Below are 16,519 nucleotides of genomic sequence, written 5' to 3' on the forward strand. Positions count from 1 at the left end.
CACTGATGACTCTGGCCGCCGAGCAGAAGTCGGCGGAGGTGACGGACTGGGCCGCGCGCGTCGGCTGGCTCGTCGGCCTCGCCCTCTTCGTCGCACTCGTCTACTGGCTGATGCGCGAAGGCTGGAAGTGGCGCGGCACCCTCCAGTCCGGCCTGCCCGAGCTGCACACCACCCCCGAGAAGCCCGCCGCGGCCACCCTCACCCTCAGCGGCCGCTACCACGGCTCCACCACCGCAGGGCAGTGGCTGGACCGCATCGTCGCCCGGGGCCTGGGCACCCGCAGCCGCGTGGAACTGACCCTGCACCCCGAGGGCCTGGACGTGGTCCGCCCCGGCGCCGCCGGCTTCTTCGTCCCCGCCGACGCGATCCTCGGCGCCCGCCTCGACAAGGGCATCGCCGGCAAGGTCCTGCCCGAGGGCGGCCTGCTGGTCGTCACCTGGACCCACGGGGACCAGGTGATCGACTCCGGCTTCCGCTCCGACCGCGCCGCCGAGCACCCCGCCTGGGTCAAGGCCCTCGGCACCCTGGAGGCCGAGGACGCCGCCGCCGCGTCCGCCGCCCCCCTCCCGCACCACGACCGCACGACGGAAGGCACCGCACGATGACGACCTCCACCCGGGGAGCCGGCCAGACTCCCGCCGTACTCGTCCTGGAGGACGGCCGCGCCTTCCGCGGCCGCGCCTACGGGGCCGTGGGGGAGACCTTCGGTGAGGCGGTGTTCTCCACCGGCATGACCGGCTACCAGGAGACCCTGACCGACCCCTCCTACCACCGGCAGGTCGTCGTCATGACGGCCCCGCACGTCGGCAACACCGGCGTCAACGACGAGGACCCCGAGTCCCGCAGGATCTGGGTCTCCGGCTACGTCGTCCGCGACCCCGCCCGCCGCCCGTCCAACTGGCGCTCCCAGCGCTCCCTCGACGAGGAGCTGGAGCGGCAGGGCGTCGTCGGCATCGCCGGCGTCGACACCCGCGCCCTCACCCGCCACCTGCGCGAGCGCGGTGCCATGCGGGTCGGCATCTTCTCCGGCGAACAGCTCGCCGACGAGGCCGCCCTGCTGGAGCGGGTCCGGCAGGCCCCCGAGATGAAGGGCGCCGACCTCTCCGCCGAGGTCGCCACCGAGCAGGCGTACGTGGTCCCGGCGATCGGTGAGAAGAAGTACACCGTCGCCGCCGTCGACCTCGGCATCAAGGGGATGACCCCGCACCGGATGGCCGAGCGCGGCATCGAGGTGCACGTGCTGCCCGCCACCGCCACCGCCGAGGACATCTGGGCGGTCGGTCCCGACGGCGTCTTCTTCTCCAACGGCCCCGGCGACCCCGCCACCGCCGACCACCCGGTCGCGCTGATGCGGGCCGTCCTGGAGCGCGGCACCCCGCTGTTCGGCATCTGCTTCGGCAACCAGATCCTCGGCCGCGCCCTCGGCTTCGGCACCTTCAAGCTGAAGTACGGCCACCGGGGCATCAACCAGCCCGTCCAGGACCGCACCACCGGCAAGGTCGAGGTCACCGCGCACAACCACGGCTTCGCCGTCGACGCGCCGCTCGACAAGGTCTCCGAGACCCCGTACGGCCGCGCCGAGGTCTCCCACGTCTGCCTCAACGACAACGTGGTGGAGGGCCTGCGGCTGCTCGACCGGCCCGCCTTCTCCGTCCAGTACCACCCCGAAGCAGCGGCCGGCCCGCACGACGCCGCCTACCTCTTCGACCGTTTCGTCACCCTGATGGAGGGCCAGCGTGCCTAAGCGCTCCGACATCCACTCCGTCCTGGTCATCGGCTCCGGCCCGATCGTCATCGGCCAGGCCGCCGAGTTCGACTACTCCGGCACCCAGGCGTGCCGCGTGCTCAAGGCCGAGGGCCTGCGCGTCATCCTGGTGAACTCCAACCCGGCGACGATCATGACCGACCCGGAGATCGCCGACGCCACCTACGTCGAGCCGATCACCCCCGAGTACGTCGAGAAGATCATCGCCAAGGAGCGCCCCGACGCCCTCCTGCCCACGCTCGGCGGCCAGACCGCGCTCAACACCGCGATCTCCCTGCACGGCGCCGGCGTCCTCGACGAGTACGGCGTCGAGCTGATCGGCGCCAACGTCGAGGCGATCAACAAGGGCGAGGACCGCGACCTCTTCAAGGACGTGGTCGAGGCCGTCCGCGCCAAGATCGGCCACGGCGAGTCCGCCCGCTCGGTCATCTGCCACTCCATGGACGACGTCCTCGCCGGTGTCGAGGAGCTGGGCGGCTACCCGGTCGTCGTCCGCCCCTCCTTCACCATGGGCGGCGCCGGCTCCGGCTTCGCCCACGACGAGGAGGAACTGCGCCGCATCGCCGGACAGGGCCTGACCCTCTCGCCCACCACCGAGGTGCTGCTCGAAGAATCGATCCTCGGGTGGAAGGAGTACGAGCTGGAGCTGATGCGCGACCGCAACGACAACGTCGTGGTCGTCTGCTCCATCGAGAACTTCGACCCGATGGGCGTGCACACCGGCGACTCCATCACCGTCGCCCCCGCCATGACCCTCACCGACCGCGAGTACCAGCGGCTGCGCGACATCGGCATCGCCATCATCCGCGAGGTCGGCGTCGACACCGGCGGCTGCAACATCCAGTTCGCGGTCAACCCCGACGACGGCCGGATCATCGTCATCGAGATGAACCCGCGCGTCTCCCGCTCCTCGGCGCTCGCCTCCAAGGCGACCGGCTTCCCGATCGCCAAGATCGCCGCCAAGCTCGCCGTCGGCTACACCCTCGACGAGATCCCCAACGACATCACCGAGCAGACCCCGGCCTCCTTCGAGCCGACCCTCGACTACGTCGTCGTCAAGGCACCCCGATTCGCCTTCGAGAAGTTCCCCTCCGCCGACTCCGGCCTGACCACCACCATGAAGTCGGTGGGCGAGGCCATGGCCATCGGCCGGAACTTCACCGAGGCCCTCCAGAAGGCGCTGCGCTCGCTGGAGAGGAAGGGCAGCCAGTTCGCCTTCACCGGCCCCACCGGTGACAAGGAGGCGCTGCTGCGCGAGGCGGTCCGCCCCACCGACGGCCGGATCAACACCGTCATGGAGGCGATCCGGGCCGGCGCCACCCAGGAGGAGGTCTTCGCCGCGACGAAGATCGACCCCTGGTTCACCGACCAGCTCTTCCTCATCAAGGAGACCGCCGACGAGCTGGCCGAGGCCCGCGAACTCACCGCCGGCCTGCTCGCCCACGCCAAGCGCCACGGCTTCTCCGACAGCCAGATCGCCGCCCTGCGCGGCCTTCGCGAGGACGTCGTCCGCGAGGTCCGGCACGCCCTCGGCATCCGCCCGGTCTACAAGACGGTCGACACCTGCGCCGCCGAGTTCGCCGCCAGGACCCCGTACTTCTACTCCTCGTACGACGAGGAGAGCGAGGTCGCGCCGCGTGAGAAGCCCGCCGTGATCATCCTCGGCTCCGGACCGAACCGCATCGGCCAGGGCATCGAGTTCGACTACTCCTGCGTCCACGCCTCCTTCGCGCTCTCCGACGCCGGGTACGAGACCGTCATGGTCAACTGCAACCCCGAGACCGTCTCCACCGACTACGACACCTCCGACCGGCTCTACTTCGAGCCGCTCACCCTGGAGGACGTCCTGGAGATCGTCCACGCCGAACAGCAGGCGGGCCCCGTCGCCGGCGTCATCGTCCAGCTCGGCGGCCAGACCCCGCTCGGCCTCGCCCAGGCACTGAAGGACAACGGCGTCCCCGTCGTCGGCACCCCGCCCGAGGCGATCCACGCCGCCGAGGACCGTGGTGCCTTCGGCCGGGTCCTCGCCGAGGCCGGGCTGCCCGCCCCCAAGCACGGCACCGCCACCACCTTCGACGAGGCCAAGACCATCGCCGACGAGATCGGCTACCCGGTCCTGGTCCGCCCGAGCTACGTCCTGGGCGGCCGCGGCATGGAGATCGTCTACGACGAGGCACGGCTCTCGGCGTACATCGAGGAGTCCACCGAGATCAGCCACTCGCGGCCGGTCCTGGTCGACCGCTTCCTCGACGACGCCGTGGAGATCGACGTCGACGCCCTGTACGACGGCACCGAGCTCTACCTCGGCGGCGTCATGGAGCACATCGAGGAAGCCGGCATCCACTCCGGCGACTCGGCCTGCGCCCTGCCCCCGATCACCCTCGGCGGCTACGACATCAAGCGGCTGCGCGCCTCGACGGCGGCCATCGCCCAGGGCGTCGGCGTGCGCGGCCTGATCAACATCCAGTTCGCCCTCTCCGGCGACATCCTCTACGTGCTGGAGGCCAACCCGCGCGCCTCGCGGACCGTGCCCTTCACCTCGAAGGCGACCGCGGTACCGCTGGCCAAGGCCGCCGCGCGCATCTCGCTGGGCGCCACCGTCGCCGAGCTGCGCGCCGAGGGCCTGCTCCCCGCGACGGGGGACGGCGGCACCCTCCCGGCCGACGCGCCGATCTCCGTCAAGGAGGCCGTCCTGCCGTGGAGCCGCTTCCGCGACATCCACGGCCGCGGGGTGGACACCGTCCTCGGCCCGGAGATGCGCTCCACGGGCGAGGTCATGGGCATCGACGCCGCGTTCGGCACGGCGTACGCCAAGTCCCAGGCCGGGGCGTACGGCCCGCTGCCCACCAAGGGCCGTGCCTTCATCTCGGTCGCCAACCGGGACAAGCGGTCGATGATCTTCCCCGCCCGGGAACTCGTCGCCCACGGCTTCGAGCTCCTCGCCACCTCCGGCACCGCCGAGGTGCTGGGCCGCAACGGCATCAAGGCCACCGTGGTCCGCAAGCAGTCCGAGGGCGAGGGCCCAGCCGGCGAGAAGACCATCGTCCAGCTCATCCACGACGGCGAGGTCGACCTCATCGTCAACACCCCGTACGGCACCGGCGGCCGCCTCGACGGTTACGACATCCGCACCGCGGCCGTCGCCCGGGCCGTGCCCTGCCTGACCACGGTCCAGGCGCTGGCCGCCGCCGTCCAGGGCATCGACGCCCTGCACCACGGCGACGTGGGCGTCCGCTCCCTCCAGGAACACGCCGAGCGGCTCACCGCCGCCCGCTGACCGCCCCGAGGGGGACACCGGAAACGGTGTCCCCCTCTTCATGAGGCCCGGCCGGACTCCCGGCCCGGCCTCCCGCCGTCGCGCCCCGCCGCCCGCCTCCCCGACGAGGAACTCACCGATGTACCCGCTCTTCTTCCGCCTGTTCTTCCGGCGCCTGGACGCCGAGCGCGCCCACCACCTCGCCTTCCGCTGGATCCGCCTCGCCGCCCGGGTCCCGGTGCTGCGCACCTTCGTCGCCGCCTACTTCGCCCCCCGCCACCGGGAGCTGCGGACCGAGGCGCTCGGCCTGCGCATGCACGGCCCCTTCGGCCTCGCGGCCGGTTTCGACAAGAACGCGGTCGGCATCGACGGCATGGCCATGCTCGGCTTCGACCACGTCGAGATCGGCACGGTCACCGGGCAGGCCCAGCCCGGAAACCCGCCCAAGCGCCTCTTCCGCCTGGTCGAGGACCGCGCCCTGATCAACCGCATGGGCTTCAACAACGAAGGCTCCGCCGCCGTCGCCGCCCGCCTCACCGCGCGCCGCCCCGTCTTCCGCACCACCGTCGGCGTCAACATCGGCAAGACCAAGGCCGTCCCCGAGGCCGAGGCCGTCACCGACTACGTCACCTCCACCGAGCGGCTCGCCGCCCACGCCGACTACCTCGTCGTCAACGTCTCCTCGCCCAACACCCCGGGCCTGCGCGACCTCCAGGCCGTCAGCCACCTGCGTCCGCTGCTCACCGCCGTCCGGGAGGCCGCCGACCGGGCGGTCCCCGGCCGCCGCGTCCCGCTGCTGGTCAAGATCGCCCCCGACCTCGCCGACGAGGACATCGACGCCGTCGCCGACCTCGCCGTCGAACTCGGACTCGACGGCATCATCGCCACCAACACCACCATCGCCCGCGACGGCCTCGGGCTCACCGCCGGCCCCGCGTCGGCAGCCGAGACCGGCGGCCTCTCCGGCGCCCCCCTGAAGGCCCGCTCCCTGGAGGTGCTGCGCCGCCTGTACGCCCGCGTCGGCGACCGCCTCACCCTGGTGGGCGTCGGGGGAGTGGAGACGGCCGAGGACGCCTGGCGGCGCATCCTCGCCGGCGCCACCCTGGTACAGGGCTACAGCGCCTTCATCTACACGGGCCCCGGCTACGCCCGCGCCGTCCACCGCGGCCTGGCCCGGCTCCTCGCCGCCAGCCCCCACGCCACCCTCGCCGAGGCCGTCGGCGCCGACACCCGGAAGGACGCCGCCGCATGACGACGCCCCCGCACGCCGCCCCCGCCCCCTTCGGCGCCCGGCTGCGCCGCGCCATGGACACCTACGGGCCGCTCTGCGTCGGCATCGACCCGCATCCCTCGCTCCTCGCCGACTGGGGACTCGGGGACGACGTCGCGGGGCTGACCGCCTTCACCCGGGCGAGCGTCGACGCGCTCGCCGGGCGCGTCGCCTCCGTGAAGCCGCAGAGCGCCTTCTTCGAGCGGTTCGGCTCGCGCGGCCTCGCCGTCCTGGAGGGAGCCGTCGCCGAACTGCGTGCCGCCGGGACTCTGGTGATCATGGACGCCAAGCGCGGCGACATCGGGTCGACCATGACCGCCTACGCCCAGACCTACCTCAGCCCGGACGCCCCCCTCTTCAGCGACGCCCTCACCGTCTCGCCCTACCTCGGCTACGGCTCCCTCGCCCCGGCCGTGGAGCTGGCCCGGCGGAACGGCGGCGGTCTCTTCGTCCTCGCCCTCACCTCCAACGCGGAGGGCGCCGAGGTCCAGCACGCCGTCCGCCCCGACGGCCGTACCGTCGGCGCCACGATGCTGGCCCACCTCGCCCGCGACAACGAGGGCGCCACCCCGATGGGGTCCTTCGGCGCCGTGGTCGGTGCGACGCTGGGTGACCTCTCCTCGTACGACCTCCGGATCGGCGGCCCCCTGCTGGCCCCCGGCATCGGGGCGCAGGGGGCCACCGCGGCCGACCTCCCCAAGGTCTTCGGCCCGGCCGCCTCCCTCGTGGTGCCGAACGTCAGCCGGGGCGTGCTGCGCCACGGCCCGGACGTCGCCGCCCTGCGCGGTGCCGCCGAACGCTTCGCCGACGAGATCCGCGCCGCGGTCGGGTGAGGCGGCCGTACGGGACCGTCCGGCCGGCCACGGTCCCGTACACACGGCCGCGGGGGTGCGTACGGCGTCCGGATGAGGCGTCCGGAACACGCGCCACCCGCCCGGGAACTGCAACGTTCAACCAAAAAACGCGCCCCAGGCGCCCCGCGCGAGGGTTCCGCATCGCTTCGGCCCGTGCCCGTCGACGGCCTGTTGACGCCTTGTCGACGAGGCGCGGCCCCGTTCACCCCTCAAATCTCGGGTCTTATGTCCTGAATGTCGCTTACCTGAGACCGCTTGACGATCCTGACCAGGACTTTTCGACTGTTCTCGCTGACTCTGGACGCCATGGCCGCTAGTCTCCACCGAGAGCGACGGAGCAAGCGCGTTGCTCCGTTCAGCCCCGGTGGGGGACCGATCGGTCCTGCGCCGGATTCACATCCGACAGTTCGACATCCGAGGTGACGTAGGCGTGGCTCTTCCGCCCCTTACCCCTGAACAGCGCGCAGCCGCGCTCGAAAAGGCCGCCGCGGCTCGCCGGGAGCGGGCCGAGGTCAAGAATCGACTCAAGCACTCCGGCGCCTCCCTGCACGAGGTCATCAAGCAGGGCCAGGAGAACGACGTCATCGGCAAGATGAAGGTCTCCGCCCTCCTCGAATCGCTCCCGGGCGTGGGCAAGGTCCGGGCCAAGCAGATCATGGAGCGGCTCGGCATCTCCGAGAGCCGTCGCGTGCGCGGTCTCGGCTCCAACCAGATCGCCTCCCTGGAGCGGGAGTTCGGCGGCTCCCCGGCCTGACGCGAGCCTGCCTCCCGGTCCCGGCCGGGAAGCTGGAATAATCGCCCCATGGCTGCAACACCCCGGGGGACGTCCCCCGTACCCCCGGACGCACGTCCGCGACTGACCGTGCTCTCCGGCCCCTCCGGGGTCGGCAAGAGCACGGTCGTCGCCCATATGCGCAAGGAGCACCCCGAGGTCTGGCTCTCGGTCTCCGCCACCACGCGCAAGCCCCGTCCGGGTGAGAAGCACGGAGTCCAGTACTTCTTCGTCTCCGACGAGGAGTTCGACAAGCTGGTCGCCAACGGTGAGCTGCTCGAATGGGCCGAGTTCGCCGGGAACCGCTACGGCACGCCCCGGCGCGCCGTGCTGGACCGCCTGGAGGCCGGTGAGCCGGTCCTGCTGGAGATCGACCTCCAGGGCGCCCGGCAGGTCAAGGAGTCGATGGCCGACGCGCAGCTGGTCTTCCTCGCCCCGCCGAGCTGGGAGGAGCTGGTCCGACGCCTCACCGGGCGCGGCACCGAGTCGGCCGAGGTGATCGAGCGCCGCCTGGCGGCCGCCAGGATCGAGCTGGCCGCCGAGGCGGAGTTCGACACCACCCTGGTCAACACCTCCGTCGAGGCGGTGGCCGTCGAGCTGCTAGCCTTGATGGAGGTTCTCTGATCCATCGTGTGATTCATTGTGATCCACTGCCCCACCGTCCGTGCGGCCCCTGATCCCGGCACCCCCGCCCCGCGGGAACTCCGGAGACCGGGCCACGACGGCGGGCAGTCCCCCAGAAGTTTCTTCGGAAGGCTAGAGAGTGTCCTCTCCCATCACCACGCCCGAGGGCATCATCAACCCGCCGATCGACGAGCTGCTTGAGGCCACGGACTCCAAGTACAGCCTCGTGATCTACGCGGCCAAGCGCGCCCGTCAGATCAACGCCTACTACTCGCAGCTCGGCGAGGGCCTGCTGGAGTACGTCGGTCCGCTGGTGGACACCCACGTGCACGAGAAGCCCCTGTCGATCGCGCTCCGCGAGATCAACGCGGGCCTGCTGACCTCCGAGGCCGTCGAGGGCCCCGCCCAGTAACACCTGGCCGGTCAGCGACCGCACACGCGCCTTCCACGGGCCCGGCAGCACCGCTGCCGGGCCCGTGGTGTGTCATAGGGTGCCAGGCGGCCCTGCACCCAGGGCCGGGCCCGGAACCCCAGCGGGTGCCCGGAGCCGAGACCGACAGGCGAGGAGACGTGGTGGCGGACGACGTGGCGGCAGCGGCCGGGGAGCCGGGCGGCGGGCGGAACGGGCTGAGGGTCGTCCTCGGAGTCACCGGAGGAATCGCCGCCTACAAGGCGTGCGAGCTGCTGCGGAGGTTCACCGAGGCCGGTCACACCGTCCGGGTGGTGCCCACCGCCTCCGCGCTCCGCTTCGTCGGCGCCCCGACCTGGTCCGCCCTCTCCGGGCAGCCCGTCTCCACCGAGGTGTGGGACGACGTCCACGAGGTGCCGCACGTGCGTATCGGCCAGCAGGCCGACCTCGTCGTCGTCGCCCCGGCCACCGCCGACGTGCTCGCCAAGGCCGCCCACGGCCTCGCGGACGACCTGCTCACCAACACCCTGCTGACCGCCCGCTGTCCCGTGGTCTTCGCCCCCGCCATGCACACCGAGATGTGGGAGCATCCCGCGACCCGGGAGAACGTCGCCACCCTGCGCCGCCGCGGCGCCGTGGTGATCGAACCGGCCGTGGGCCGCCTCACCGGGGCCGACAGCGGCAAGGGCCGGCTGCCCGACCCGGGCGGGATCTACGAGCTGTGCCTGCGGGTCGGCGAGCGGGGCACGGCCGACCGCGACCTGGCCGGGCGCCACGTGGTCGTCAGCGCCGGCGGTACCCGCGAGCCGCTCGACCCGGTCCGCTTCCTCGGCAACCGCTCCTCCGGCAAGCAGGGATACGCCCTCGCCCGCACCGCGGCCGCCCGCGGCGCCCGGGTGACGCTGCTCTCCGCCAACGCCGCGCTGCCCGACCCGGCCGGGGTCGACGTCGTCCACGTCACCACCGCGCGGGAGCTGCGCGACGCGGCCCGGCAGGTGGCGGGCACGGCCGACGTCATCGCCATGGCGGCGGCCGTGGCCGATTTCCGCCCCGCCGCGTACGCCACGGGAAAGATCAAGAAGCGGGAGGGCGAGGAGCCCGAGCCGGTCGCCCTCGTGCGCAACCCGGACATCCTCGCCGAGCTGGCCGCCGACCGGGCCCGCCCCGGCCAGCTCATCGTCGGTTTCGCGGCCGAGACCGACGACGTCCTCGCCAACGGCCGGGCCAAGCTCCGCCGCAAGGGGTGTGACCTGCTGGTCGTCAACGAGGTCGGTGAGCACAAGACCTTCGGCGCCGAGGAGAGCGAGGCCGTGGTGCTCGCCGCGGACGGCAGCGAGACCCCCGTCCCGTACGGTCGTAAGGAGAAGCTGGCCGACACGGTGTGGGACCTGGTGGCCAACCGCCTGGGATGAGTGCCAAGATCCCCCCACCGGGTCTGCCGAACCCGGTGAAAAGCGTACGAAAGATCACCCGCCAGGGCGGAATTCCGTACGTGTCAAGGCCGTGCCGCTGGTCACAGAGCTCCCAAGAGGCGAGACAACTGGTCCAGCGACGCGAAGTGACCGATAAACTGCCGACGGACCGTGCCGGGCGCAGCTCCCGGACGGTCCGGCCATGATCAGCCAGCAGCCGCTGCAACCACAGGGAGCGATGTGTCCCGCCGTCTCTTCACCTCGGAGTCCGTGACCGAGGGTCACCCCGACAAGATCGCTGACCAGATCAGCGACACGATCCTCGACGCGCTGCTGCGGGAGGACCCTTCCTCCCGCGTCGCCGTGGAGACGTTGATCACCACCGGCCTCGTGCACGTCGCCGGTGAGGTCACGACCAAGGCGTACGCGCCGATCGCGCAGCTCGTGCGCGAGAAGATCCTGGAGATCGGCTACGACTCCTCCAAGAAGGGCTTCGACGGCGCCTCCTGCGGTGTCTCCGTCTCCATCGGCTCCCAGTCGCCCGACATCGCGCAGGGTGTCGACACCGCCTACGAGCAGCGGGTCGGTGGCGCCGCCGAAGGTGAGGAAGGCGACGAGCTGGACCGGCAGGGCGCGGGCGACCAGGGCCTGATGTTCGGCTACGCCTGCGACGAGACGCCCGAGCTGATGCCGCTGCCGATCCACCTGGCGCACCGGCTCTCCCGCCGCCTCTCCGAGGTCCGCAAGAACGGCACCATCCCCTACCTGCGCCCCGACGGGAAGACCCAGGTCACCATCGAGTACGACGGCGACAAGGCCGCCCGCCTCGACACGGTCGTCGTCTCCTCGCAGCACGCCTCCGACATCGACCTGGACTCCCTGCTCGCACCCGACATCCGCGAGTTCGTCGTCGAGCCGGAGCTGAAGGCGCTCCTGGACGACGGGATCAAGCTGGACACCGAGGGCTACCGGCTGCTGGTGAACCCCACCGGCCGCTTCGAGATCGGCGGCCCGATGGGCGACGCCGGCCTCACCGGCCGCAAGATCATCATCGACACCTACGGCGGCATGGCCCGCCACGGCGGCGGCGCCTTCTCGGGCAAGGACCCGTCCAAGGTCGACCGTTCGGCCGCCTACGCCATGCGCTGGGTCGCCAAGAACGTCGTCGCCGCCGGCCTCGCCTCGCGCTGCGAGGTCCAGGTCGCCTACGCCATCGGCAAGGCCGAGCCGGTCGGCCTCTTCGTGGAGACCTTCGGGACCGCCACCGTCGACCCCGAGAAGATCGAGAGCGCCATCAGCGAGGTCTTCGACCTCCGCCCGGCCGCGATCATCCGTGACCTCGACCTCCTCCGCCCCATCTACGCCAAGACGGCCGCCTACGGCCACTTCGGCCGTGCCCTCCCCGATTTCACCTGGGAGCAGCCGAGCCGGGTGGAGGAACTGCGGAAGGCCGCGGGGGTCTGATCCCCACCGACCCGTCGGCCGAGGCCCGGCACCCTTCGGGGGAGCCGGGCCTCGGGCTGTGCGAGCCCACTCCGCCGAGAGCCCCCGGGCGCTGTCCCAGGGGTCTGGTAGGAATGCAGGCGTGAGCAGCGAGGATGAGGGGGCCGGGGAGCGGTCCGGGGGGGAGCCGGAGCAGCTGGCGCTGGTCCGGGAGATGGCGCGGCAGGCCAAGGCGCCGAAGGCCAAGCCGCGGACCTGGCGCGGGGCCGATGTCGCGGAGCACCTGCCGGTGGCGCGGGTCGTGGTGGACAAGGGCGTGCTGCACCTCGACCGGTACTTCGACTACGCGGTGCCCAAGGAGCTGGACGCCGAGGCACAGCCCGGGGTGCGGGTACGGGTACGGTTCTCCGCCGGGGCCGGGCGGGTGCACGCGGGGCGGCGCGAGGGCGGCGGGCTGATCAGCGGGTTCATCGTCGACCGGCTCGCCGAGTCGGACTACGACGGGCCGCTGGCCGCGCTCGCCCAGGTGGTCTCGCCCGAGCCGGTACTCACCCCCGAACTGCTCGCACTGGCCCGCGCGGTGGCCGACCGGTACGCGGGCAGCCTCGCCGACGTCCTCCAGCTCGCCGTGCCGCCGAGGAACGCCAAGGCGGAGGCGGCGGCCTCGCCCGGCTCCCTGCCGTCGCCGGGCGTGCCGGAGGCTGCGACCTGGGAACGGTACGGCCCGGCCGGGCCCGGGCTGCTCGCGGAGCTGGCCCGGGGCGGGGCACCCAGGGCGGTGTGGACGGCGTTGCCCGGGCCGCAGTGGGCCGAGGAGCTGGCCAGGGCGGTGGTCGCGACGCTGGCCTCGGGCCGGGGAGCGCTCGTCGTCCTGCCCGACGGGCGGCACGCCGCCCGGGTGGACGCGGCGCTCACCGCGCTGGTCGGCAAGGGCCACCACACGCTCCTGACGGCCGACGCCGGCCCGCAGAAGCGGTACCGCCAGTGGCTCGCCGTGCACCGGGGCTCCGTGCGGGCGGTGGTCGGCACGCGCGCGGCCATGTTCGCGCCCGTCCGCGACCTCGGCCTGGTCGCCCTCTGGGACGACGGCAACGAGAACCACAGCGAGCAGCACGCCCCCCGACCGCACGCCCGGGAAGTGCTGATGCTGAGGGCCGCGCGGGAGAACTGCGCGGTCCTGCTCGGTTCGGTGAGCTGCACCGTCGAGGCGGCCCAGCTCGTCGACAGCGGCTGGGCGGTGCCCGTCGCCGCCGACCGGGCGGTCACCCGGGCCGCCGCTCCCCGGGTCCGCACCATCGCCGACCACGACCTCGCCCGCGACGAGGCGGCCCGCACCGCCCGGCTGCCCTCGCTCGCCTGGCAGGCGCTGCGCGACGGGCTGCGCGAGGGACCGGTACTCGTCCAGGTGCCCCGCCGCGGTTACGTGCCCCGGCTCGCCTGCGAGCGATGCCGGGAGCCCGCGCGCTGCCGGCACTGCGCGGGGCCCCTCCAGGCGGCCGAGTCCGCGGTGCTGCACTGTGCCTGGTGCGGGCGTCCCGAGGCCGACTGGCACTGCGAGGAGTGCGGCGGGTTCCGGTTGCGGGCCCAGGTCACCGGGGCCCGGCGGACCGCCGAGGAACTGGGGCGGGCCTTCCCGTCGGTCCCGGTGCGCACCTCCGGTCGCGAACAGGTGCTGGACACCGTGGACGGCGCGCCCGCGCTGGTCGTCTCCACCCCCGGCGCCGAACCGGTCGCCGAGGGCGGCTACGCGGCGGCGGTCCTGCTCGACGGCTGGGCCCTGCTCAACCGTCCCGACCTGCGCGCCGGCGAGACGGCCCTGTGGCGGTGGATGTCCGCCTCGGCCCTGGTGCGCGGCCAGTCGGCGGGCGGCACGGTGGTGATCGTCGCCGAGCCGACGCTCGCCCCCGTCCAGGCACTGGTCCGCTGGGACCCGGTCGGCTTCGCCCTGCGTGAGTACGCCGAACGGGCCGAACTGGGCTTCCCGCCGGTCTCCCGGATGGCGGCGGTGGCGGGACCGCAGGCAGCGGTGGGCGAGTTCCTCGACGCCGTCGAACTCCCGGCGGACGCGGAGATCCTCGGCCCGGTGCCGTTGCGCGAGCCCGCCGACCGGGCGCGGGGCCGGGTGGAGGAGGGACCTCGGACACGGGCCCTGGTGCGGGTGCCGCCGGGCAGCGGGACGGCGCTCGCGCACGCGCTGAAGACGGCGCAGGCGGCGCGGATGGCTCGCGGGGGGAGGGTGCCGGTGCGGGTACGGGTTGATCCGTTGGACATCGGGTGAGGGACGGCGCGGGTCGCGGCCGGCCGCGGAAGCGGAGGCGGCCGGGGCCGTGAAGCAGGCGGGGAACGGCTGGTGGGGGCGGCGCCGCCGGCCGGGGGCGCGCTCCTGGCGTGGGGAGTGGACCCGTGAGGTGTCCGCTGGTCCCGTACAGGGGACGAGGGCTCCCAGGACGGAGCAGCCCGGTCTCGCCGGAGGAGCGGGCGCGAGCAAGGGGTGCGCCCGCCCCGGCCGGGGGCGCGGGGCCGGGGCGGGCGGGCCCGCGCACGGGAGCCCCGGGGCGTCCGTGCCCGGCGGCGGCACGCGTCGGACGCGAGCGGCAGCCGGGCTCCGCCCCGGCTGAGCACCACCCGCCCGCCCGCGCTCCCCGCCCCCGGCACACCGCTGCCCCCGCCTGTCGGGACGGGGGCAGCGAGACAGGGGGCCGGTCAGCCGTGGCGGGGGCCCGGCAGGGCGTTGGGCCGGGTGGCGTCGCGGGCGACCGGGGTGGCGGTGGGCTGGGTGGGCATCGAGCGGGCCGCGGGGACCGTGGGGAGGCCGGTGTCGAGGGGGACGGGGCGGGAGCCGGTGGAGCCGGAGGTCTCGCCGGCGCGCTCCGCCTCGGCCGCGGCCTGCACGGTGGCGCGGCGGGCGCCGTAGCGGCGGTGGACCGCCTGCTTGGTCACCCCGAGGGCGGAGCCGACGGCGTCCCAGGAGAAGCCGAGGGAGCGGTCGAAGTCCACGGCGGCGGTGACCAGGGTCTCGACGCTGTCCCGCAGCTCCTGCGCCAGTCGCACGGTGGGCGCGGGGGCCCGGCCGTAGACGACGAAGCCGGTGGCGGGGCCGGTGCGGCGGGGGCGGTAGACGTTGCCCAGCTGGGCGGTGAGGGTGCGGAGCGCGTCCACCTGACGGCGGACCCGCTCGATGTCCCGCACCAGCAGGTGCAGGCTGGCCCGTGCCTGTGCGTCGTGGGTTGCGTGGTCGGCCATGAACAAGCCTCTCGAACGGGCGGTGTGATGGGGGGAGACGGGCCGCTGGAGCGAAGGCCCGTGGAGGTCAACTCGCCTTGACCAACGCCCGTCGCCCTCAGTGGTCACGCTCCAGGGGCGTATGCGTCGAGGCGCGGGGCGCGCGACACCGCGTACGCCCCCGAGGGAGCAGGGGAGTTGTGGGCGTGTCCGGGAGGGGAGGCGGAGATCGGCGAGCGGGGACGGGGCAGGTGGTAGGGGCCCGCCCCGGCCGCCCCGGCGGGCGGAGGAGGGGGACGGGAGTTGACGCCCGGGTGCGCCACCGTGCCGGCCGGGTGGCGTGCTCCGCCCCGCCCGCCGGAGGCGCCCCGGGCGGGCGTCCCGGCCGTTGCGCGGCCTAGACTGGCGCGGCTCCCCCGCCAGGTGCTCCGGCGCCGCGGTGGCCCGGCCCGGACGGCCCGGCGCCGCCGGCGGGACGCCGTGGCTCCGCCCGTACGACATAGCGAGGTATCCCCACCGTGAGGCTCGTCTTCGCCGGCACCCCCGAGGTCGCCGTTCCCGCTCTGGACGCCTTGATCGCCTCGGAGCGGCACGAGGTGGTCGCCGTCGTCACCCGGCCCGACGCGCCGGCCGGGCGCGGTCGACGGCTGGTCGCCAGCCCGGTCGCGGAGCGCGCGCAGGAGGCGGGCATCGAGGTGCTGAAGCCGAACCGGCCGCGGGACGAGGAGTTCCTCACCCGGTTGCGGGAGATCGGCCCCGACTGCTGCCCGGTGGTGGCCTACGGCGCGCTGCTCCCCAAGGCGGCTCTCGACATCCCGGCACGCGGCTGGGTGAACCTGCACTTCTCGCTGCTCCCCGCCTGGCGCGGCGCGGCCCCCGTCCAGCACGCGATCCTCGCGGGCGACGGGATCACCGGTGCCTCCACCTTCCTCATCGAGGAGGGTCTGGACTCCGGCCCGGTCTACGGCACTGTCACCGAGGAGGTCCGGTCCACCGACACCAGCGGTGACCTGCTGACCCGCCTCGCCCTCGCCGGCTCCGGCCTGCTCGCCGCGACCATGGACGGCATCGAGGACGGCACGCTGCAGGCCGTGCCGCAGCCCGCCGACGGCGTCAGCCTCGCCCCCAAGCTGACCGTCGAGGACGCCCAGGTCGACTGGGCCGCGCCCGCGCTGCGGGTCGACCGGGTGGTGCGCGGCTGCACGCCGGCCCCCGGCGCGTGGACCGTCTTCCGGGGCGAACGGCTCAAGCTCGTCGCCGTCCGCCCGCTGCCCGGCGAGGAGGGCCTGGCCCCCGGCGACCTGGCCGTGGGCAAGAACCACGTGCACGCCGGTACCGGTTCGCACGCCGTCGAACTGCTCTGGGTCCAGCCGCAGGGCAAGAAGCCGATGCGCGCCGCCGACTGGGCCCGCGGCGTGCGGATCGCCCCGGGCGAGCGGCTCGGCGCGGCCGACGTACGCTGAAGGGGACAGCACCGCGCCCGTCGCGGCCC

At 73.6% G+C, this 16,519-nt stretch carries 13 protein-coding genes; 12 read left to right on the top strand and 1 reads right to left on the bottom strand.

Features of this window, described 5'->3' with window-relative positions; translation table 11 throughout:
• Window positions 1–5 precede the first annotated feature (5 nt).
• The 11 genes from Sdia_RS13930 to Sdia_RS13980 all read left to right on the top strand — a co-directional run bounded on the left by Sdia_RS13930 (window position 6) and on the right by Sdia_RS13980 (window position 14,083).
• Window positions 6–605, top strand: coding sequence for a PH-like domain-containing protein (locus Sdia_RS13930; protein WP_100455879.1), 600 nt, complete (start codon window positions 6–8; stop codon window positions 603–605).
• The gene (carA, locus tag Sdia_RS13935; protein WP_115068437.1) at window positions 602–1,744 is read left to right on the top strand and encodes a glutamine-hydrolyzing carbamoyl-phosphate synthase small subunit; all 1,143 of its coding nucleotides are present in this window, start codon (window positions 602–604) and stop codon (window positions 1,742–1,744) included. The genes Sdia_RS13930 and carA overlap by 4 nt, the downstream gene beginning before the upstream one ends.
• Window positions 1,737–5,042 carry a carbamoyl-phosphate synthase large subunit gene (gene carB / locus Sdia_RS13940; protein ID WP_100455877.1) on the top strand — a complete coding sequence of 1,102 codons (3,306 nt, stop codon included), beginning with the start codon at window positions 1,737–1,739 and terminating at the stop codon, window positions 5,040–5,042. The genes carA and carB overlap by 8 nt, the downstream gene beginning before the upstream one ends.
• A gap of 118 nt (window positions 5,043–5,160) precedes the next feature.
• On the top strand, window positions 5,161–6,273 hold the full coding sequence (locus tag Sdia_RS13945) for a quinone-dependent dihydroorotate dehydrogenase (RefSeq protein WP_100455876.1): 1,113 nt from the start codon (window positions 5,161–5,163) through the stop codon (window positions 6,271–6,273).
• Complete coding sequence (gene pyrF / locus Sdia_RS13950; RefSeq protein ID WP_185392835.1) at window positions 6,270–7,124, top strand: orotidine-5'-phosphate decarboxylase; 855 nt, start codon at window positions 6,270–6,272, stop codon at window positions 7,122–7,124. Before Sdia_RS13945 ends, pyrF begins: the two co-directional genes overlap by 4 nt.
• A gap of 451 nt (window positions 7,125–7,575) precedes the next feature.
• Window positions 7,576–7,899, top strand: a complete 324-nt coding sequence (locus Sdia_RS13955) for an integration host factor (RefSeq protein ID WP_003970367.1) — start codon at window positions 7,576–7,578, stop codon at window positions 7,897–7,899.
• Between the two features lie 48 nt (window positions 7,900–7,947).
• Window positions 7,948–8,541 carry a guanylate kinase gene (gmk, locus tag Sdia_RS13960; protein WP_100455874.1) on the top strand — a complete coding sequence of 198 codons (594 nt, stop codon included), beginning with the start codon at window positions 7,948–7,950 and terminating at the stop codon, window positions 8,539–8,541.
• 139 nt (window positions 8,542–8,680) lie between these two features.
• A complete protein-coding gene (rpoZ, locus tag Sdia_RS13965; protein WP_023420371.1) occupies window positions 8,681–8,953 on the top strand; it encodes a DNA-directed RNA polymerase subunit omega in 273 nt (90 codons plus the stop codon).
• Window positions 8,954–9,114: 161 nt separating this feature from the next.
• The gene (gene coaBC, locus Sdia_RS13970) at window positions 9,115–10,362 is read left to right on the top strand and encodes a bifunctional phosphopantothenoylcysteine decarboxylase/phosphopantothenate--cysteine ligase CoaBC (protein WP_100455873.1); all 1,248 of its coding nucleotides are present in this window, start codon (window positions 9,115–9,117) and stop codon (window positions 10,360–10,362) included.
• A gap of 240 nt (window positions 10,363–10,602) precedes the next feature.
• A complete protein-coding gene (gene metK, locus Sdia_RS13975; protein ID WP_189500380.1) occupies window positions 10,603–11,826 on the top strand; it encodes a methionine adenosyltransferase in 1,224 nt (407 codons plus the stop codon).
• A gap of 121 nt (window positions 11,827–11,947) precedes the next feature.
• Complete coding sequence (locus Sdia_RS13980) at window positions 11,948–14,083, top strand: primosomal protein N' (protein ID WP_189500379.1); 2,136 nt, start codon at window positions 11,948–11,950, stop codon at window positions 14,081–14,083.
• Between the two features lie 425 nt (window positions 14,084–14,508).
• Here the strand turns inward: Sdia_RS13980 and Sdia_RS13985 are convergent, their stop codons facing one another.
• On the bottom strand, window positions 14,509–15,048 hold the full coding sequence (locus Sdia_RS13985) for a hypothetical protein (RefSeq protein WP_100455866.1): 540 nt from the start codon (window positions 15,046–15,048) through the stop codon (window positions 14,509–14,511).
• Between the two features lie 497 nt (window positions 15,049–15,545).
• Between Sdia_RS13985 and fmt the strand changes: the two genes are divergently transcribed.
• Complete coding sequence (gene fmt, locus Sdia_RS13990; protein WP_185392831.1) at window positions 15,546–16,490, top strand: methionyl-tRNA formyltransferase; 945 nt, start codon at window positions 15,546–15,548, stop codon at window positions 16,488–16,490.
• Window positions 16,491–16,519: the final 29 nt, after the last annotated feature.

This window comes from Streptomyces diastaticus subsp. diastaticus, from assembly GCF_011170125.1.
GTDB classification, from domain to species: Bacteria; Actinomycetota; Actinomycetes; order Streptomycetales; family Streptomycetaceae; genus Streptomyces; species Streptomyces diastaticus.